This is a genomic window from Pandoraea oxalativorans (assembly GCF_000972785.3).
GTDB classification, from domain to species: Bacteria; Pseudomonadota; Gammaproteobacteria; order Burkholderiales; family Burkholderiaceae; genus Pandoraea; species Pandoraea oxalativorans.
In genome coordinates this window covers 453,562-473,205 of the sequence record NZ_CP011253.3, presented here as the reverse complement: position 1 = coordinate 473,205, position 19,644 = coordinate 453,562, and the positions used below count along the sequence as shown (strand labels likewise).

Genomic DNA, 19,644 nt, shown 5'->3' with positions numbered 1-19,644 from the left:
AGCGGAGGCAGAATTCCCCGCCATATCCGGGTTCACCCTATGGACGTATCGTCCGACACCCCGTGAAGGCACGCCGGGTATGGCTTGCAGCCCTCTTCACTTTTCCCGTCCGCGCGGTCAGCCGTACCCGTTGGCTGTACCGTTCGGACTACGATCACTCGTCCAGCGGCGCCACCGACTGATCGATCGCCCCGAAGATCGTCTTGCCCTGCGCGTCGAACATCTCGATGCGCACGCGGTCGCCGTAACGCATGAACGCGGTCTCGGGCGCGCCCTTCTCGATGGTCTCCAGCATGCGCTTCTCGGCGATGCACGCGCTGCCACGGCTGCGATCCTTGTTCGAGATGGTGCCGGAACCAACGATGGTCCCGGCGCGCGCGTTACGCGTCTTGCACACGTGCGCAACCAACTGACCGAAGTCGAACACCATGTCTTCGCCGCACTCCGGTGCGCCGAACTTCTTGTCGTTCCATTTCACCGTCAGCGGACGATGCACACGACCGTCGCGCCAGGCGTCGCCCAACTCGTCCGGCGTGATGGCAACCGGCGAGAATGCGCTCGCCGGTTTGCTCTGGAAGAAGCCGAAGCCCTTGGCCAGTTCGGCCGGGATCACGTTGCGCAGGCTCACATCGTTGACCAGCATGAGCAGACGCACGCCTTCGAGCGCACGCGCCGGGCTCGCCCCCATCGGCACGTCCGACGTCACCACGGCAACCTCGGCTTCGAAGTCGATGCCGAAGTCTTCCGAGGCGCAGACGATGTCGTCCGTCGGCCCGATGAAGTCGTCGCTGCCGCCCTGATACATCAGCGGATCGGTCCAGAATTCGGGCGGCATTTCCGCGCCGCGAGCCTTTCGCACCAACTCGACGTGGTTCACATACGCCGAGCCGTCGGCCCATTGATACGCGCGCGGCAATGGCGCCATGCATTCGGCCGGGTCGAACGCGAAGGTGTTGCGCGCGCGGCCGTGGTTGAGTTCGGTGTAGAGCGAGTGCAGTTGCGGGGCGTAGAACGTCCAGTCGTCGAGCACGCGTTGCAGCGTGGGGGCGATGGCGTCGGCGATGCAGGCGGTCGACAGGTCGCGCGAGACGACGATCAGTTGACCGTCGCGCGTGCCGTCCTTACGGGTAGCGAGTTTCATGTGGTGGCGTCTGCAGGCAGTTACGGCAGTTTTAGCGGATTCGGATAAAGCGGATTCCATTTTGAGGCCCGACGATTTTGGCCCGATAGAATGGCGCTTGACGCCGACGATTCTACCCGAGGGCATCGACCGGGCACGGGTCGAGCCGCACCCCGGCAAGCGGCCATGACAATTATTCAAGAGACACATGACAGCGCCTGAACATCACAACGAGAGCGAGAGCGAGAGCGAGACCGAGATCGAGCGCGAGAAGGACGGCAGCGCAGCCCCCGACGAGGAGAAGACCCGCTCGGGCATTCAGTCCATCGAAGTGGGCTTCCGTCTGATCGAAGTCCTCACCGAAGCGTCGAACGCCATGATGCTGCGCGACCTCGCGCACGCGGCTGGCATGAACCCCGCCAAAGCGCACCGCTACCTCGTGAGCTTTCAGCGGCTCGGACTCATCGTCCAGGACCCGGTCAGCGGACGTTACGACCTCGGTCCCTTCACGCTTCGCATGGGACTCGCGCACGTCGCGCGCATCGACGCCTTCAAGGCCGCACGCTTCGCCATGTCGGAACTGCGCGACGCGATCGATCAGACCGTGGGGCTGGCCGTCTGGGGCAATCAGGGGCCGACGGTGGTGCACTGGCTCGAATCGACGTTCCCGATGCGTGTGCCGCTGCGGCTGGGCGACGTGATGCCCATGCTCGAATCGGCCGCCGGTCGGCTCTTCGCCGCTTATCTCCCCGAGCGTCAGACCGCCCCGCTCATCGACGCCGCACTCGCCGCTTTGCAACACGCGTCGCGCCATCATCTGCCCGCGACGCGCGCGGAGTACGAAGCGGTGCTCGACGATGTGCGCGCGCATCGGGCAGCACGCGTCGAAGGCACGGTCCTGCCGTCCGTCAACGCGTTCTGCATGCCAGTGTTCGACGCGACCGGACAACTCGTGATGGGTCTCATGGCGCTCGGCCCCGAGAGTCGTTTCGACGCGCGCTGGGGCGGCCCCATCGACACGGCCTTGCGCACGCTCGCTCAGAATCTCTCCGCCGACCTAGGACACGCGCAGGCGCCCGGGGCGAAACGCTGAATATCGCGAAGGAACGCCGTCTGCCCGGGGTGACGGCGTTGCGCGGTATTTTCGGGACGTCAGCTGAAGACCGAAAGCCCGGAATGCCCGGTCTGCCGACGATGAACGGCACGCAGCAGGTGCTGTCGAACCGGGGTCATCGCAATATGAGATCCTGAGCCTCCGACGTTCCGATCGATTCCATCTCGTGTCTTTGCGCCATCCCGGTACTCCTCGCCAAGCGACATCCGACATGCCTGCAGCCCCCGATGCATCGGAGGCCTCGGGCGTGACTGACGCCTTTGGGCAAACGCCGGACGGACCGTCAGGCACCCGGAGACAGGGCAGACGCTGGGCGTTGTGGGTCGCGGTGCTGGCGGCGGTGTTCGGCGCACACGTGTTCATCGCGTTTTGGGTCGCCGTCCATCGCACAAAGCTCGACGACACGCCGATCCCCAGCATTCCGATCACGCTGATCCCGCTCAAGCCGGTCGCACCGCCCGAGCCACCCGCACCTCCGCCTCCCAAACCCAAGCCGGTCGCCCAACCGCGTCCGCCCGCCCCCGCGCCCCCGGATACGCTCGCCGCCCCGGTTGCGACGGATACGCCGGGCCCGGTGGCCGCGTCGGAAACGGTGGCGGGCGAAGGCGATACACCCGGCGCGAAGGCGTCGGAGGCCGCGGCCGCACCCGCCTTGCCGCTGACGGCCGCCGCCGCAAACGGCGACAAGTTCGATCCGCCGCCCTCCGTCACGCTGACTTACGACGCGCTCATGAACGGCGTGCGCAACCAGACAGGACAGCTCCACTGGGTCAACGAGAATGGGCATTACACGCTGCGCGTGGCCGTGCCGATCATCTTCTTCGGCACGTTCGAGTTCAACAGCGAAGGCGGCTACGATGCGAACGGCATCGCGCCGTCCCGTTATGTGGAAAAACGCGGGCGGCGCGCGGAATACGTCACCGATTTCCATCGTGACGCCACACCCACACTCCACTTCTCCCGCTCCGGCCAGTCGGGGCCGCTTGCGCCCGGCGCACAGGACCGGTTCAGCGTGATGATGCAACTGGCGAGCTACGCGCGAGGCAATCCCGAGCGCTATACCCAGGTCGGCGTGACGCACGAATTCACTGTGGTCGACACCGATAGCAGCGAGGTGTGGCCGGTGCAGTACGTCGGCAGCGAAACGATGGCCACGCGCAACGGTTACGTCGAGACGCGCCATTTCACGCGTCTGCCGCGCAAGGCGGGCGACGAGCGACGCGTGGATATCTGGCTCGCGCCATCGCTCGACTGGCTGCCGGTGCGCGTGAAACAGACGGAGCCGTCCGGCAACGAGTTCGAGCTGATCTTCACGGAGAAATCGGCTCCGTGAGGAAGCACGCGGGCCGAACCGACGACACACCGCGAACGCGGTCGATGCACTGTACTGCGTCGTACTAGACCCCTCACGAGACATGGGTTTCCCGTCTCGAAAATCGACGCAAGAGTCCTTAGAACTTTGAGGGATTCAGGCGGCATGCGGGTGGGCGGCGAAGTGTTGCCCAACTACGACGAAACGGTCTGCAAGATCCCGATGTTCCTGACATAATCAGAAACATCCCAGTGCATCGACGCCCGTCGACATCACCGCGCAACGCATCGACGAACCCAGGGGGCCGCCCATGAAAGTCAGTGCCAACGGAGCATCGATTCATTACGCGGTCGACGGCCACGGTCCGTGGCTTACGCTGGCGCACCCTTTGGGTGCGGATCTCACCGTATGGGACGACCTCGTCCCCGAACTGACGGCCCATTTCCGGGTACTCCGATACGACAGCCGTGGCCACGGCCGCAGCGATATCACCCACGGCCCTTACTCCATCGAACAACTGGCTGCCGACGCGACCGCCCTGCTCAGTTCGCTAGAGATCCCCTCGACGCATTTCGTCGGCATCTCGATGGGGGGTGCGGTGGCGCAGCAAGTGGCGCTGGACGCCCCCGAACGCATCGCCAGCCTGACGCTGATCGATACCACGGCCGGTTACGACGAGGCCGATGCCAGGACGTTTCTGGAGCGGGCTGCGACGGCTCGGGCGCATGGCATGAAGGCGCTTGCGGCAGGGACGCTGGAACGCTGGCTGGGCGCGCACTTTCGCAAGCATCACCTCGCGCAGGCCGAGCGCATTCGTGCCCTCGTCGCGCAGGCCGCCCCGGAAGGGTTCGCGGCGTCCTGCGAGGCGCTCGCGGCGTTCGACGTGCGAACACGCCTGTCCGAGATCGACGTGCCGACGCTGGTGCTGGTCGGGGAAAACGACCCGTCGACCCCGCCCGCCGTGGCGCGCCGGATCGCCGACGGCATTGCGGGCGCGCGGCTGGAGATCGTGCCCGACGCCGCGCATCTGTCGATCGTCGAGCAGAAACAGTTCGTAACGAATGCCCTTGCAACATTTTTGCTCGGGGCCGCCTCTAACGTCTGAACCCTGCAAAAAGAACGACTTGCAGGGGGTGTTTGCAGGACTTGTAGCGTGACCTTTACAAAAGGAGGGCCAAAACCATTGAATTCGTCAGCCGGTGTGCCGATAAGCGAATCATGGGGCGTTGCCTCTTGAAATCGCGCCGCGTCGCCCCTATGTGGGTTACTCAGGACCATGCAGGAACACCAGGAGAGTTGCCATGCTCATGATTTACAACAGCCCGAACTACTGTGTCGTTGAGTTTGCCGCGGATAACGGCAATCACTCGCTGTCCGCTGGCGGCTATGAAATCGTGGACAAATCCGCCGGCCGCGAGATTTTCCTCGACGGCTCGCTTGCCCGGCAATTCCGTGAAGAAGTGCAGAAGTTGATCGCCAGCGAACCCTCCGAGGACGAAGTCGACGAATTCCTCGGACAGTTCGACACCTTCATGACGAACCCGGTTGTGCTCCACTGATACCGACATCCATTCGGTAGTCCCGCAAAAAACCCTCGCCAAGGCGAGGGTTTTTTTAACACTGCTGCCACGGCAGACCGTCGAAGCGCCAGCCGTTCACGGCGTTTCGGTGATGCGAGGCGTCCAGATCGCCCTCGAAGCCGTGTAACACCCCGTAGACGTTCAGGAAACCGGCCGCCTCCAGCGCCTCGCCGGCCGCCGCACTGCGGTTGCCGCTGCGGCAGATCAGCAGCACGGGGCGCTCACCGCCCGCGCCTGCGAGCTTGCGTACGCTCTGCACGAAGTGCGGATTGACTTCCCAGTCCGGGCCGTCGTTCCAGGCGACGTGGATCGCCCCGACCGGGTGCCCCACGAACAGATGCTCGATTTCACTGCGGCAATCGACGAACAGCGCGTTGGCGTTGGCTTGCAGGAACTTGTGTGCGGCGCTCGGGAGCAGGAATTCCATGTTGTTTGGCGAACACTGGCAAGAAATTGGCAGAAAAGTGGCGAATCGTCCGACAGCCCCGCCCATCCGGCGGCGGCGCAAGGCGATACGCACGAAAACCATTACAATTATAGGTTTTCCGGCCACTCCAGGGCGACGTCCGTCATGACCACCGCAACCCCACCCGCCTCGATCGCACGACCGGCACTGCAATACACGCGCGCCCAGGCGCTGCCCGCACTGCTTGAGAAGCGCATCCTGATTCTGGACGGCGCGATGGGGACGATGATCCAGCAGTACAAGCTGAACGAGGCGCAGTACCGTGGCGAGCGCTTTGCCGACTTCGCCCACGACGTGAAGGGCAACAACGAGTTGCTCTCGCTCACGCGCCCCGACGTCATCAGCGAAATCCACCGCAAGTATCTGGCCGCCGGAGCCGACATCCTCGAGACGAACACCTTCGGGGCGACGACGATCGCGCAGAGCGACTACCACATGGAGCACCTGGCCGACGAGATGAACCGCGAGTCGGCGCGTCTCGCGCGCGAAGCCTGCGCGGCGTTCAGCACGCCGGACAAGCCGCGCTTTGCCGCCGGGGCCATCGGCCCGACGCCCAAGACCGCGAGCATCAGCCCGGACGTGAACGACCCCGGCGCACGCAACGTCGACTTCGACCAGTTGCGAGACGCGTACTACGCACAGGCGAAATCGCTGTTGGAAGGCGGCGTGGATCTGTTCCTCGTCGAAACCATCTTCGACACGCTCAACGCCAAGGCCGCCCTCTTCGCCATCGACGAACTGTTCGAGGACACCGGCGAGATTCTGCCGATCATGATCTCCGGCACCGTGACGGACGCCTCCGGGCGCATTCTGTCCGGCCAGACGGTCGAGGCGTTCTGGAATTCGCTGCGTCACGCCCGCCCGCTCACGTTCGGCCTGAATTGCGCGCTCGGCGCGACGCTCATGCGCCCGTACATCGCCGAGCTGGCCAAGCTGTGCAACACGTACGTATCGGTCTACCCGAACGCCGGTCTGCCCAACCCGATGAGCGACACGGGCTTCGACGAGACGCCCGACGTCACGTCCGGTCTGCTGCGGGAGTTCGCGCAGGCGGGTCTGGTGAATCTGGCGGGCGGCTGCTGCGGCACGACGCCGGAGCACATTGCCGAGATCGCCCGCGCATTGTCGGACGTCAAGCCGCGCCGCTGGCCCTCGCAGTACCGCCATGACGCCATCGACGCCGACGCGAACATCTAATACAGAACGGATTGCCCCATGAGCCAAACGTCTCTCAATGCGCCGGTCCCGCCGATGCGCCTGTCCGGCCTCGAGCCTTTCAACATCGGCGAAGGCACGCTCTTCGTGAACGTCGGTGAGCGCACCAACGTCACCGGTTCGAAAGCGTTCGCGCGCATGATCCTGAACGGCCAGTTCGACGAAGCGCTCGCGGTCGCGCGCCAGCAGGTCGAGAACGGCGCGCAGGTCATCGACATCAACATGGACGAGGCCATGCTCGACTCCAAGGCCGCGATGGTTCGCTTCATGAACCTGATCGCCTCCGAGCCGGATATCGCGCGCGTGCCGATCATGATCGACTCGTCGAAGTGGGAAGTGATCGAAGCAGGTCTGAAGTGCGTGCAGGGCAAGGCCATCGTCAACTCGATCTCGCTCAAGGAAGGCCACGAAGCGTTCGTGCACCACGCGAAGCGCATCCGCCGCTATGGCGCAGCCGCCGTCGTGATGGCGTTCGACGAGCAGGGGCAGGCCGACACTTACGCGCGCAAAACGGAAATCTGCGCGCGCAGCTATCGCGTGCTGGTCGACGAAGTGGGCTTCCCGCCCGAGGACATCATCTTCGACCCGAACATCTTCGCGGTGGCCACCGGCATCGAAGAACACAACAACTACGCGGTCGACTTCATCAACGCCACGCGCTGGATCAAGGCGAACCTGCCCGGCGCGAAGATCAGCGGCGGCGTGTCCAACGTCTCGTTCTCGTTCCGTGGCAACGACCTCGTGCGCGAAGCGATTCACACCGTGTTCCTGTACCACGCGATTCAGGCGGGCATGGACATGGGCATCGTCAACGCCGGTCAGCTCGGCGTGTATGAGAACCTCGATCCCGAGCTGCGCGAACGCGTGGAAGACGTGGTGCTCAACCGTCGCGAAGACAGCACCGAGCGTCTGCTGGAAATTGCCGACCGCTTCAAGGGCGGCGCGGCCAAGCGCGAGGAGAATCTGGAGTGGCGCAATCAGCCGGTCGAGGCACGCCTCGCCCACGCGCTGGTGCACGGCATTACGACCTTCATCGTCGAAGACACCGAGGAAGTGCGTCAGAAGATCGCCGACGCGGGCGGCCGCCCGATTCAGGTGATCGAGGGCCCGCTCATGGACGGCATGAACGTCGTGGGCGATCTGTTCGGCGCGGGCAAGATGTTCCTGCCGCAGGTGGTGAAGAGCGCGCGCGTGATGAAGCAGGCCGTGGCGCATCTGGTGCCGTTCATCGAAGAAGAGAAGGCGCGCATGGCCGCCGCCGGTGAAGACGTCCGCTCGAAGGGCAAGATCGTGATCGCCACGGTCAAGGGCGACGTGCACGATATCGGCAAGAACATCGTCACCGTGGTGCTTCAGTGCAATAACTTCGAAGTCGTCAACATGGGCGTGATGGTGCCCTGCGCCGAAATCCTCGCCAAGGCGAAGGAAGAAGGCGCGGACATCATCGGTCTGTCGGGCCTGATCACGCCGAGTCTCGAAGAGATGGCTTACGTCGCCGCAGAAATGCAGCGCGACGACTACTTCCGTCTGCGCAATATTCCGCTGCTCATCGGCGGTGCCACGACCTCGCGCGTGCACACGGCCGTGAAGATCGCACCGAACTACGAGGGCCCGGTGATCTACGTGCCGGACGCGTCGCGTTCCGTGTCCGTAGCGTCGAATCTGCTCTCCGACGAAGCGGCCGAGCGCTACCTCGCCGAGGTGAAGACGGATTACGAACGCGTACGTCAGCAGCACGCGAACCGCAAGGCCACACCGATGGTGTCGCTCGCGAGCGCGCGAGAGAACAAGTACAAGATCGACTGGTCGAGCTACGTGCCGCCCAAACCGAAGTTCATCGGCCGGCGCGTGTTCAAGAATTACGATCTGGCCGAGCTGGCCGAATTCATCGACTGGGGTCCGTTCTTCCAGACGTGGGATCTTGCCGGTCCGTACCCTGCGATTCTCAAGGACGAGATCGTCGGCGAGTCGGCGCAGCGCGTGTTCGCCGACGGCCGCGAGATGCTCGATCGCCTGATCAAGGGCCGCTGGCTGACCGCCAACGGCGTGATCGCGATGCTGCCCGCGAACGTCGTGAACGACGACGACATCGAGATCTACACGGACGAGTCACGCTCGGAAGTGGCGTTCACGTGGCACAACCTGCGTCAGCAGACCGAGCGCCCGGTGGTGGACGGCGTGCGTCGCCCGAACCGATCGCTGGCCGACTTCGTCGCCCCCAAGGACAGCGGTGTGGCCGACTACATTGGCGTGTTTGCAGTGACGGCGGGCCTTGGCGTCGACGCCAGGGAAGCGGGCTTCCTGGCCACGCACGACGACTACAGCGCAATCATGCTCAAGGCGCTGGCCGACCGTCTGGCCGAGGCGTTCGCCGAATGCATGCACGCGCGTGTGCGCCGCGACTTCTGGGGCTACGCGAGCGACGAACAGCTCGATAACGATGCGCTCATCAAGGAACAGTACGTCGGCATCCGCCCGGCGCCGGGCTACCCGGCCTGCCCCGAGCACTCGGTCAAGGGGCCGATGTTCCACTATCTGCAAGCGCATGAAATCGGCATGAGCGTGACGGAATCGCTCGCGATGCTGCCAGCAGCGAGCGTCTCGGGCTTCTATCTGTCGCATCCGGACAGCACGTACTTCAGCGTCGGCAAGATCAGTCCCGATCAGGTCGAAGACTTCATGGAACGCACCGGCGTGGACGAAGCGACGGCACGGCGTCTGCTGGCACCGCAACTGTCGTAAGTCAGACCCCCGTCTATCGGTGCACCGTCGGCACAGGCCGGCCATCGTCAGTCGTCTCGATGCATGGCCGGTCGGTCACCCCATCCCCCTTTCAGGCAGCCAATCTCCTGGCTAAGCGTGTCGCTGAATGGCACGCCTTCCGTCCGCCCGTTCCTGGTGCCATAATGCGGCGGCGCAACATGACCGCTGCCCGGCACGCCCTTCATAGGCCTCACAGGCCATGCGCCGCCCATCGGTGTCATGCCCCTGTCGTACGCCCAGCGTAGGGTCGCGCCCCGTAATGTGCCCAAACCGAGTCCGAACGACATGCCTTTGCTCGGTTCGAGGCCGCTGACCGTCAAATCCCCGGCTCGTCGCATCCCGCCCATGCCAGCCGGCCCACGTTGAGACGTTCCATGCAAGCACTGCACAGCATCCAGAATTTCCAGCTCCTCCCGCTGCTCAACACGCTCATCTCGCTCGCCGTCGCGTTCGTGCTCGGCACGATCATCGGTGTGGAACGGCAGGTGCGTCAGCGTACGGCGGGTTTGCGTACCAACGTGCTGGTGGCCGTTGGCGCGGCGGCCTTCGTCGATCTGTCGATGCGGCTCATGCCGGGCGATACGCGTGTGATTGCGTATGTGGTGTCGGGCGTCGGCTTCCTCGGCGCGGGCGCGATCATGAAGGACGGCGCATCGGTGCGCGGGCTGAACACCGCCGCCACGCTGTGGGGCTCGGCCGCCGTGGGGGCCGCCGCCGGCGCGAGCCTGATCGTCGAAGCGGTTGTCGTAGCGTTGTTCGTGCTGGCCGCCAACACGCTGCTGCGCCCGGTCGTGAACCGCATCAACCGCGCGCCGATCAACGAGGCAACATCGGAAGCCACCTATGCGCTGTCCGTCATCTGCGCCCGCACGACGCAGCGCGAAGTGCTCGACAAGGTGGAAGCGTGGCTCGAAGCGTCGAACTATCCGGTACGCGCGCTCGACATCCATCCGTTCGGCGAAGCCGAGGTCGAAATCGAAGCGCTGCTGCTGCCGACCGCTGTCAAGGCGGGCGAACTCGACGCCCTTACCGACCATCTCGAAACGCTGCCCGGCGTGAATCAGGTGTTCTGGTCAAGTCGTTCGGATGACTAATCAATAAGCGAAAAATGTGGGACGTTTCCGGCGCACCTGTGCAGGAAACGTCCTAGAAAAAAGCCGAATTACATTCAATTACAAACCCTTACAGCACCGCACGTCTGAGCTTCTTAGACTGGAATCTCACTAACGCAAGTGATGCCTGCACTCAAGACGTTCCTATCCAGTGCAACGCAAAGCAAAGGAGTCCATCTGATGAAGAAGCTGATTATTTCGGTTGCTGCCCTGACCCTCGCCGGTGCTTCGGCACTGAGTTTCGCTCAAGGCTCTGCAGGCGGTGGCGCTGCCGGCCCTGGCGGTGGCACGACGACGGACCCGTCGGCCCCGATGCCCAGCCAGGCCAACCCGGATGCGCGTCAGGCGGCCCCGACGCCGGGCGCACAAACGATGACGCCGTCGGATCCGCACCCGAATTCGAAGGCCCAGAAGCCGCGTCACAGCACCAAGAAGACGCCGAACAACGGCAACACCGGCAACGGTGCGACCAACGCGCCGGATAACGCGCCGGGCAAGGCGCAGTAACCGGTAATTTGCGGGACCGACGTCGCAGTTCAGACGCCGCGCCAAACGGACCGGCAACCGCGCCGCCACTGCTCAGGTCCTCACGGCCTGATTCAACCCCTCGCCCGGGGGCGGCCCGGTCCGCTCGTTTCCCGCAGCACATAAAAAAAGCAGGCTCGCGATTCCGCGGCCTGCTTTCTTGCTTCTGGTTGGATCAGATGAGGTATCTCTCTGGGGCCGACACGCGGCCCCCGCCCCGAGATCAGGCCTCCCACCTCACGGGACTACCCTCGGCATTCGCCTCACGGAGCATGTTCAACAGCGGGTACGCCCGAACCGACAGACGCAGACTGTCATTTTCGTACCGCTCGTCGGAACTCTTCCCTTCGTTTTCCTTCGCGCCAGCCGCTTTATCCTCGGCAATCGCCGCTTCGAGCTTTGCAATGGCCGCCCCCGTCTCGTCCGACCCGATTGCCCCGCGCTCGCCAAGCCTTTTGCCCACAATGCCGAGCAGGAACTCCGCCAGACTCTCCAGCATGATGATGTCCGGTGAGGCGTGTGACGAGAATTTGATCATCATGGTTATCTCCCTATTTGACTTGTTTCCACCCTCACGTCCCGGCGAGTTACGCAACGAGCGGCATGGGCGGGCACCGTGACTTCATCATACACCTGTTAAAATCCGGTGCTGACGATTCAATTGCCTGTCCGGACGCGTCCGGACGCACCCGAAACACCCGCCAATGCTACCCGCACAAAAGAATGCTCTCGTCGCGCTGATCGGCGATGTCGTCGCCGGTTTGATGCCTGCGGACGGCACCGCGCCTGCCGCGCCCGTCATCCTGCTCGAACGCCCCAAAGTGGCCGCCCACGGCGATCTGGCCTGTAACGTGGCCATGCAGCTCGCCAAGCCGTTGCGCGCCAACCCGCGCGAACTGGCGCAGAAGATTGCCGACGCAATCCTCGCCGACGCCCGCGCCAAGGGCCTCGTCGACGTCGTCGAAATCGCCGGTCCCGGCTTCATCAACCTGCGTCTGGCCAATGCCGCCAAGCAATCGGTCGCGCGCGTGATCGTGACCGAAGGCGCGGCCTTCGGCCGTCGCGCCGCCAGTAACGTTGCCGCCCCGGTGCTCGTCGAGTTCGTCTCGGCCAACCCGACCGGCCCGCTGCACGTGGGTCACGGCCGTCAGGCCGCGCTCGGAGACACGATCTCGGCACTGCTCGGCACGCAAGGCCGCCCGGTGCATCGCGAGTTTTATTACAACGACGCCGGCGTGCAAATCCAGACGCTCGCCACTTCCGTGCAGGCACGCGCGCGCGGCTTCAAGCCGGGCGACGCCGAATGGCCGGAATCGGCCTACAACGGCGACTACATCGGCGACATCGCGCAGGATTTCCTCGCGGGCAAGACGGTGCAGGCCTCCGATGGCGCACCCGTCACCGGTAGCGGCAGCGTCGAAGACATCGACTCGATCCGCGCCTTCGCCGTGGCCTATCTGCGCCGCGAGCAGGACATCGATCTGCAAACGTTCGGTGTCATCTTCGATCAGTACTACCTCGAATCGTCCCTGTACGCCGACGGCAGCGTCGAGCGCACGGTGCAGGCGCTCATCGATGCAGGCGTGACGTACGAGCAGGAAGGCGCGCTGTGGCTGCGCACGACCGACTACGGCGACGACAAGGACCGCGTGATGCGCAAGTCCGACGGCACCTACACATACTTCGTGCCGGACGTCGCTTATCACACCCGCAAGTGGGACCGTGGCTTCCATCAGGTCATCAACGTGCAGGGCTCGGACCACCACGGCACCATCGCGCGTGTGCGCGCCGGTTTGCAAGCACTGGGCATCGGCATTCCGAAGGGCTACCCCGACTACGTGCTGCACAAGATGGTCACCGTCATGCGCAATGGCGAAGAGGTGAAGATCTCCAAGCGCGCAGGCAGCTACGTGACGGTGCGCGATCTGATCGAATGGTCGGGCGGCATTACGGCAGAAACGCCGGTGACGGATCCCGCCGAGCGTGAAGACGCCCTGCGCCGTGGTCGCGACGCCGTGCGATTTTTCTTAATTTCGCGCAAAGCGGACACGGAATTCGTGTTCGACGTGGATCTCGCGCTCAAGCAAAACGACGAGAACCCGGTGTACTACGTGCAGTACGCCCACGCGCGCATCTGCTCCATCCTTACGCAGTGGGCGGGTGACGAAGCGTCGCTGGCAAACACCGACCTCGCCCCCCTCGATAGCGAACGCGCGCTCGCGCTGCTGCAACTGCTCGCCGAGTACCCGGACATGCTCACGCGTGCCGCCGAGGAACTTGCGCCGCACGCCGTGGCGTTCTATCTGCGGGATCTGGCCGGCGCGTTCCACTCCTTCTACAACTCGGATCGCGTGCTGGTCGACGACGAGACCGTGAAGCATGCGCGTCTGGCGCTGCTCGCGGCGACGCGTCAGGTGCTGCGCAACGGGCTTGCCGTGCTGGGCGTGTCGGCCCCGGCCAAGATGTAAGTTATCCAACCACTCCGAACGGCAAACGCATCGGAACTCTGTAAGGACGGAATCGACTCGATGGCAAACACACGTCGACCACCCCGCCAGCGGGGCGGTACTTTTCTGGGCATCGTGCTCGGCCTGATCGTTGGGCTGGCCGTTGCCGTCGTCGTCGCGCTCTACATTACGAAGACGCCAACCCCGTTCGTCGAAAAGACGCCGCCGCGTCCGGCCGACAACTCGCCGGCCGCGCAGGCGCCGGATCCGAACAAGTCGCTCCAGCCGCGCACGCCGCTGCCGGGTGCCACGTCGGGTTCCACCGCGCCGGAAGCGCCCTCGGCAGCCGAAACGTCGCCGCTCGTGCCGGGCAACCCGGTCACGCCGCCGACCGCCTCCGCACCGACGGCCCCGACCGCGCCCGCGCCGACGAAGCCCTCACCGGCCGACATTCTCAACGGCAAGTCGACGGTGCCGGTCGCGCCCCCGACCACGCCGCCCGCGAGCGCCACGGATAACGCCAGCACGGGTTACTACCTGCAAGTCGGCGCGTTCAAGTCGCAGACGGACGCCGAACAACTGCGCGCCAAGCTGGCGCTCTCGGGTTTCGAGGCGAAGGTCACGCAGCGCGACGCCAACGGTCTCACGCTCTACCGCGTGCGCCTCGGCCCGTACGGCAAGCTCGACGAAATGAATCACGTGCGTCAACGCCTGCAGGATGGCGGGTACGACACGGCCGTGATCCGCTTCACGAAGCAATGAACGCGAAAGGCGTTGCCCGACAAAGGCAACGCCTTTGTTTCTGCCGCATCGCACGGGCGCTGCCTGAGCGCCCGTTCAGCGCCGCCCGGCAAGGATTCGCAAAAGCCCGCATCATTGGGGGCCCGGCGGCATCCACGCTGACGAGACGTTGAACCCGGCGAGACATCGCCGGTCATACGCACTAGCTAATTTGGCTGAATCCGGGATATGGTTTTGCTGGCGCGCTGCTCACCGACGATGGACAAACCGGCGTGTTGGACTCACTCCTATACAAAGATCATGAAAAAACTTCTTGGTGCCGTTCTGATTTCTTTCGGTTTCCTCTCGGGTGTCGCTTCGGCGTCGCCTGAAGCACCGGTCGCGGGGACCGACTACCTGACGATTCCGCAGCAACCGCTGACAGCGGGACCGGGCAAGATCGAAGTGACTGAATTCTTCTGGTATGGCTGCCCGCATTGCAGTGCGCTGGAGCCGACGCTGGAGAAGTGGGTCAAGGCGCAGGGCAAGGACGTCGTGTTCAAGCGCGTGCCGGTCGCCTTCCGGAGCACCTTCGAGCCGCATACGCGCATGTTCATCGCGCTCACGACGCTGGGCAAGGAAGCCGAACTCACGCCGAAGGTTTTCAACGAAATTCACGTCAAGCACAACTATCTGCTGACGAGGGATTCGCAGGCCGACTTCCTTGCAACGCTCGGCGTCGACAAGGCGGCTTACAGCAAGGCGTATGATGCAGCAGGCGCGCCGGCGATGGCACGCAAGGAATCGCCGGTCGATTTGGCCAACAAGGCGTGGAAGGACTACAAGATCGACGGCGTGCCGACGATCGCGATCCAGGGCAAGTACCTTGTCTCCCCGGCGACCTCGGGCGATGCGCTGCAAAAGCAGGGCAAGCCTGCGACGACCGAACAGCAGACGTTCGACGCGGCGCTCAAGACGGCCGACTCGATCATCAATCAGATCCGCGCGAAGAAGATGTAAGCTTCGCGGCTCATAAAGCCCGGCCCCGGCCGGGCTTTTGCGTTCTATGGCGACAATGGCAGCACATACGACATCACCGAAGGTTTTCATCACCGGCGCGTCCAGCGGGCTGGGACAGGCGCTCGCGCGTCACTACGCGGCGCAGGGCGCGATTCTCGGGCTCGTCGGACGCCGTGGCGACAAGCTGACCGATCTCGCCGCCACGTTGCCGCATCCGCACGCCGTGCACTGCTACGCGCTCGACGTGCGCGACGCGCTTGCGCTACGCGCGGCGGCCGGTGATTTCATGGCGCGTCACGGCGTGCCGGACATCGTGATCGCCAACGCGGGCATCAGCCACGGCGTGAATACGGAAGACCCCGCGGATCTGCCGCACTTCGCGTCCGTCATGGACACCAATTGGACGGCGATGGTCGCGACGTTCAGCCCCTTCGTGGGTCCGATGCGTCAGCGCAAGCGCGGCACGCTCGTGGGCATCGGCAGCGTGGCCGGTGTGCGCGGTCTGCCGGGGCACGGTGCATACAGCGCCTCCAAGGCGGCGGCGATGACGTATCTCGAAAGCCTGCGCGTCGAGCTGCGCGCCGACAAGGTGGCGGTCGTGACGATTGCGCCGGGCTACATCCGCACGCCGATGACCGACGGCAATCCGTTCCCGATGCCTTTCCTGATGGATTCGGACAAGTTCGCGCGCAAGGCGGCAGCGGCCATTGCACGGCGCAAGCGCTTCGCCGTGCTGCCGTGGCAAATGGGCGTTGTGGCCTGCGCGATGCGATGCCTGCCGCGCTGGCTGTACGACATGCTGTTCGCCCGCGCCCCGCGCAAGCCGACGATGGCGCAACGACAGGCACGCGAGGCGGCTAAAGACCGGGAAAGCTGACTCGGACATCCCCCAAAATGCAGGACGAAGCGGGGCAATGCACGACCTCGCGCGTTAGAGTGCCCCGCATTCTCAACGCGCGGTGTCCCAATGAATGTCGTCCTCTCTCGCGTCACATTGCATCTCGCCGGACTCACGGCCGCAGCGATCCTGACGGGCTGCACTGCGATGGATCCGGGCAACTGGCAGGTCTTCGGACCGCCATCCTCATACGTCCGGCCTGCCCCCGTCATCGTCGGCCCGGCACCGGCCATCGTTCAACCTGCGCCTGTCATCGTGACGCCTGCCCCGGCCATCGTTCGACCCGCGCCCGTCATCGTGCAGCCCGCGCCGGTCGTCGTCGTTCCGGCGCAACCCCGTTCGTCGCGCGACGCTGCGCACTTCCTGCGCGAGCGCTGCTATCTCGAGAAGGGCGGGTGCTATACGAGCGAGTATCGGGAAGGCTACGAATTCGATCCGTCCACCGGTACTTGGGGCTGGGTCGGTCAGCGAGACTATCGCTGGAGGGGCGACCACGGCAATCGCACACGTTGACTGACAGGTCGCGAGACCTCCGGCGATACGGCCCTATCGCGCTATCGCGCCGCTGATCTCTCGCTCCCCCGTTATCGCATTCCATGCGTGAACCATGCCGCCTCACGCAAGATTCGGTCGTAATTTTGACCCGTTGTGGTGCATTCCAAACCTGCGTTAGAGTGCTCGTGTAACTTGAATAGAGGTATACACGACGTTAAACCGGATTCGCCGCCATAGAGCGGACGCGTGTGAGAACGGCGATACGCCGGTCCATACCGATCCGCCTGCGGCACTCCCAACCAAGCAGGAGAGGCACATGCAGACAACCCCCGCCGGCACGCCGGTCATCGATCCGGCGCTGCGACGCAAAGCGGTGATCGGTTCTACCCTGGGTAACGCGTTCGAGTGGTTCGACTTCACGGTTTACGGTCTCTTCGCGGTCGTCATCGCGAAACTCTTCTTCCCGGCGGATAACGATACGACGTCGCTGCTCGCGAGCGTGGCGTCGCTTGGCGTGGCGTTCTTCTTCCGTCCCATCGGCGGGCTGGCCTTCGGTCTGTACGCCGACCGTGCGGGCCGCAAGTCGGCGCTGTCGGTCATGGTGTTGCTCATGGCGCTCGGTACGGGTCTGATCGGCATTGCGCCGACCTACGCGACCATTGGCTTCGCGGCTCCGTTGCTGATCTTGCTGGCCCGCGTGATTCAGGGCTTCTCGGCAGGCGGCGAATTCGGCGGCTCGACGGCCATGCTCATCGAGTTCTCGCCGCCGAATCTGCGCGGCTTCTACGGCAGTTTTCAGATGTGCTCGCAGGCGCTGGCCGTCGCGCTGGCGGGTCTGTGCGCTTACCTGCTCACGACGGGACTGTCGAAAGAAGCGCTCGAATCGTGGGGCTGGCGTCTGCCGTTCCTGTTCGGGATTCTGATCGGGCCGGTGGGCTTCTACATTCGACGCCGCATGACGGAGTCGCCGGAGTTTCTGGCCTACGCCGCGACACGCGAACCGACGCGTCGCACGCCGCTCGCCGACGTCTTCTCGAAGCACTATCGCTCGCTGATCGCCGGTTTCGGCCTGACGGTGGCGGCCACGACGTCGTTCTACGTCACGCTGATCTACACGCCGATTTACGCCGTCAAGCAACTCGGCCTGACACAAGGGGCCGCGAGCCTGTCGACGTTCGTCGCCGCAATGCTGATCGCTGCACTCTGCCCGCTCACGGGATGGATTTCGGATCGTGTCGGCCGCAAACCGCTGATTCTGTTGTTCGTGCTGCTCTACGGTCTGACGTCGTTCTGGATGTTTACGCGTTTGCACGGCTCGCCGTCGATGGGCAATCTGCTACTCGCGCAGATTCTGCCTGCGGTGTGCATGGGCTTCGTGTGGGGTGCGTTCCCGACGGCCGTCACGGAAGTGTTCCCGGTCGGCGTACGCTCGACGGGCGTCTCGATTCTGTACAACATTTCGGTGATGCTCTTCGGCGGCCTCGCGCCGTTCTGGATCACGTACCTCATCAAGGTGACGCAGAATCCGCTCGCCCCGGCGTACTACATTCTGATGACCGTCGCGATCAGTCTCGTGACGTACGGTCTGCTCGGTCGCGAACGGCGCAATATGCAAGCCTCGACGCAGCACGCCTGAGAGGTTTGGCGACACGCTCGCCTTACGCGAAACGCCAAACGCCCCGGAGGCTGCTCTCTCCGGGGCGTTTTATCTTCTTGGCGACGTGCTTAAGTCATCCACTTACGACAACGAGACCCTCACACAGGCGAGAAACGCCAGACCCCCTGTGCATCGCGCTCACGCTTGAGTTCGCCCGAACGCCACAGCATATGCAAATGCGCCAGTGCTTCGCCCATGGCGAAGGTCGTCTGGTGCGCATCGAGCTTGCGATGGAACATGATGGGCACGATATCGCCCGCGCTCTGCGGCGACTTCGCACACGCATCGCGCACTTCCTGCAAGCGCGCCGCATGGTGGTCGCGAAGCTGACGAATGCGCGTGTGCAGGCCCGTAAACGGACGGCCATGCGACGGCAGCACGAGGCAGTCGGCCGGGAGGTCCAGATAGACGCCCAGCGAGTCGAGGAACAATTGCAGCGAGTTGGCTTCCGGCTCGATATCGAAGACGCTGACGTTGGTGGAAATACGCGGCAGCACCATGTCGCCGGAGATGAGCACGTTGTGCTGCTCGGAGTACAGCGCCATATGTTCGGGCGAGTGTCCGTAGCCTGCGATCGGACGCCAGTCGCTGCCACCGATGCGCAGCGTGTCGCCATCCTTGAGACGGAAGTAGCGCGACGGCACTTCGGGCACGAGGTCGCTGAAGTACGACTTGCGATTGCGAATCTGGTCGATCATGCCTTCGTCGGCAAGACCATGGGCGATGAAGTGCGCGACGGCGAACTCACCGCCAGCGTTAGCGGCGTTGTTGTTGTCGCCCTCGGACATGAGACGTCCCCACGCATAGTCGCCGAGCGACATGGCGAGCCGCGCTTGCCAGCGCTGTTTATCGCCACCTTTGCAGATCCAATGCGCGAGGCCGAGGTGGTCCGGGTGGCAGTGCGTGACGACAACTCGCAGCACCGGCTCGCCGCCGAGCGCGCTGTCGAACACCTGTTCCCAGTACGCCTTGATCTGCGGATGCGTGATCCCGCAATCGACGACCGTCCAGCCCTTCACCCCGTCGACTTCATCGCGCAGCAGCCACAAGTTGATGTGATCGAGCACGAACGGCAGCGGCATGCGCACCCAGAAGACGCCCGGTACGACTTCGTGCACGGTGCCGCCGTCGGGCAGAAAATCGCCAAGGGGATAGTTCAGTTGCTGTTCAAGGGCATTCACGGGGGCCACGCTCCAGATG

General features: G+C 64.2%; 18 protein-coding genes. 14 read left to right on the top strand and 4 right to left on the bottom strand.

What is annotated here, in order from left to right; all coding sequences use genetic code 11:
• Positions 1–154: 154 nt before the first annotated feature.
• Positions 155–1,141, bottom strand: coding sequence for a fumarylacetoacetate hydrolase family protein (locus MB84_RS02150; RefSeq protein WP_046290582.1), 987 nt, complete (start codon positions 1,139–1,141; stop codon positions 155–157).
• Positions 1,142–1,328: 187 nt separating this feature from the next.
• Between MB84_RS02150 and MB84_RS02145 the strand changes: the two genes are divergently transcribed.
• The 4 genes from MB84_RS02145 (at position 1,329) to MB84_RS02130 (ending at position 5,105) form a co-directional block, all read left to right on the top strand.
• The gene (locus tag MB84_RS02145; RefSeq protein ID WP_046290581.1) at positions 1,329–2,213 is read left to right on the top strand and encodes an IclR family transcriptional regulator; all 885 of its coding nucleotides are present in this window, start codon (positions 1,329–1,331) and stop codon (positions 2,211–2,213) included.
• Positions 2,214–2,481: 268 nt separating this feature from the next.
• Entirely contained in the window at positions 2,482–3,567 is a 1,086-nt protein-coding gene (locus MB84_RS02140) for a DUF3108 domain-containing protein (protein WP_211279336.1), read from the top strand.
• Between the two features lie 289 nt (positions 3,568–3,856).
• A complete protein-coding gene (gene pcaD, locus MB84_RS02135; protein ID WP_046290580.1) occupies positions 3,857–4,651 on the top strand; it encodes a 3-oxoadipate enol-lactonase in 795 nt (264 codons plus the stop codon).
• Between the two features lie 196 nt (positions 4,652–4,847).
• Positions 4,848–5,105, top strand: coding sequence for a BTH_I0359 family protein (locus MB84_RS02130; RefSeq protein WP_039395232.1), 258 nt, complete (start codon positions 4,848–4,850; stop codon positions 5,103–5,105).
• 55 nt (positions 5,106–5,160) lie between these two features.
• Here the strand turns inward: MB84_RS02130 and MB84_RS02125 are convergent, their stop codons facing one another.
• Positions 5,161–5,553, bottom strand: coding sequence for a rhodanese-like domain-containing protein (locus MB84_RS02125; RefSeq protein WP_046290579.1), 393 nt, complete (start codon positions 5,551–5,553; stop codon positions 5,161–5,163).
• A gap of 144 nt (positions 5,554–5,697) precedes the next feature.
• Between MB84_RS02125 and MB84_RS02120 the strand changes: the two genes are divergently transcribed.
• The 4 genes from MB84_RS02120 (at position 5,698) to MB84_RS02105 (ending at position 11,189) form a co-directional block, all read left to right on the top strand.
• A complete protein-coding gene (locus tag MB84_RS02120; RefSeq protein ID WP_046290578.1) occupies positions 5,698–6,789 on the top strand; it encodes a homocysteine S-methyltransferase family protein in 1,092 nt (363 codons plus the stop codon).
• A 54-nt stretch (positions 6,790–6,843) separates the two neighbouring features.
• Entirely contained in the window at positions 6,844–9,549 is a 2,706-nt protein-coding gene (gene metH, locus MB84_RS02115; protein ID WP_084009982.1) for a methionine synthase, read from the top strand.
• A 404-nt stretch (positions 9,550–9,953) separates the two neighbouring features.
• The gene (locus MB84_RS02110) at positions 9,954–10,664 is read left to right on the top strand and encodes an MgtC/SapB family protein (protein ID WP_157122852.1); all 711 of its coding nucleotides are present in this window, start codon (positions 9,954–9,956) and stop codon (positions 10,662–10,664) included.
• A 198-nt stretch (positions 10,665–10,862) separates the two neighbouring features.
• Positions 10,863–11,189, top strand: coding sequence for a hypothetical protein (locus MB84_RS02105; protein WP_157122615.1), 327 nt, complete (start codon positions 10,863–10,865; stop codon positions 11,187–11,189).
• A 241-nt stretch (positions 11,190–11,430) separates the two neighbouring features.
• On the opposite strand, the gene MB84_RS02100 is transcribed toward MB84_RS02105, so the two are convergent.
• Positions 11,431–11,748, bottom strand: a complete 318-nt coding sequence (locus tag MB84_RS02100) for a DUF1840 domain-containing protein (RefSeq protein WP_046290574.1) — start codon at positions 11,746–11,748, stop codon at positions 11,431–11,433.
• A gap of 163 nt (positions 11,749–11,911) precedes the next feature.
• On the opposite strand from MB84_RS02100, the gene argS reads away from it, so the two are divergent.
• The 6 genes from argS (at position 11,912) to MB84_RS02070 (ending at position 18,423) form a co-directional block, all read left to right on the top strand.
• A complete protein-coding gene (argS, locus tag MB84_RS02095) occupies positions 11,912–13,675 on the top strand; it encodes an arginine--tRNA ligase (RefSeq protein WP_046290573.1) in 1,764 nt (587 codons plus the stop codon).
• Between the two features lie 60 nt (positions 13,676–13,735).
• A complete protein-coding gene (locus MB84_RS02090; protein WP_046290572.1) occupies positions 13,736–14,416 on the top strand; it encodes an SPOR domain-containing protein in 681 nt (226 codons plus the stop codon).
• Positions 14,417–14,695: 279 nt separating this feature from the next.
• On the top strand, positions 14,696–15,394 hold the full coding sequence (locus tag MB84_RS02085; RefSeq protein ID WP_046290571.1) for a thiol:disulfide interchange protein DsbA/DsbL: 699 nt from the start codon (positions 14,696–14,698) through the stop codon (positions 15,392–15,394).
• A gap of 55 nt (positions 15,395–15,449) precedes the next feature.
• The gene (locus MB84_RS02080; RefSeq protein WP_046290570.1) at positions 15,450–16,271 is read left to right on the top strand and encodes an SDR family oxidoreductase; all 822 of its coding nucleotides are present in this window, start codon (positions 15,450–15,452) and stop codon (positions 16,269–16,271) included.
• 90 nt (positions 16,272–16,361) lie between these two features.
• Positions 16,362–16,805 carry a hypothetical protein gene (locus tag MB84_RS02075; RefSeq protein ID WP_052652865.1) on the top strand — a complete coding sequence of 148 codons (444 nt, stop codon included), beginning with the start codon at positions 16,362–16,364 and terminating at the stop codon, positions 16,803–16,805.
• A gap of 298 nt (positions 16,806–17,103) precedes the next feature.
• On the top strand, positions 17,104–18,423 hold the full coding sequence (locus MB84_RS02070) for an MFS transporter (protein ID WP_046290569.1): 1,320 nt from the start codon (positions 17,104–17,106) through the stop codon (positions 18,421–18,423).
• 119 nt (positions 18,424–18,542) lie between these two features.
• On the opposite strand, the gene MB84_RS02065 is transcribed toward MB84_RS02070, so the two are convergent.
• On the bottom strand, positions 18,543–19,625 hold the full coding sequence (locus tag MB84_RS02065; RefSeq protein ID WP_046290568.1) for an MBL fold metallo-hydrolase: 1,083 nt from the start codon (positions 19,623–19,625) through the stop codon (positions 18,543–18,545).
• Positions 19,626–19,644 lie beyond the last annotated feature (19 nt).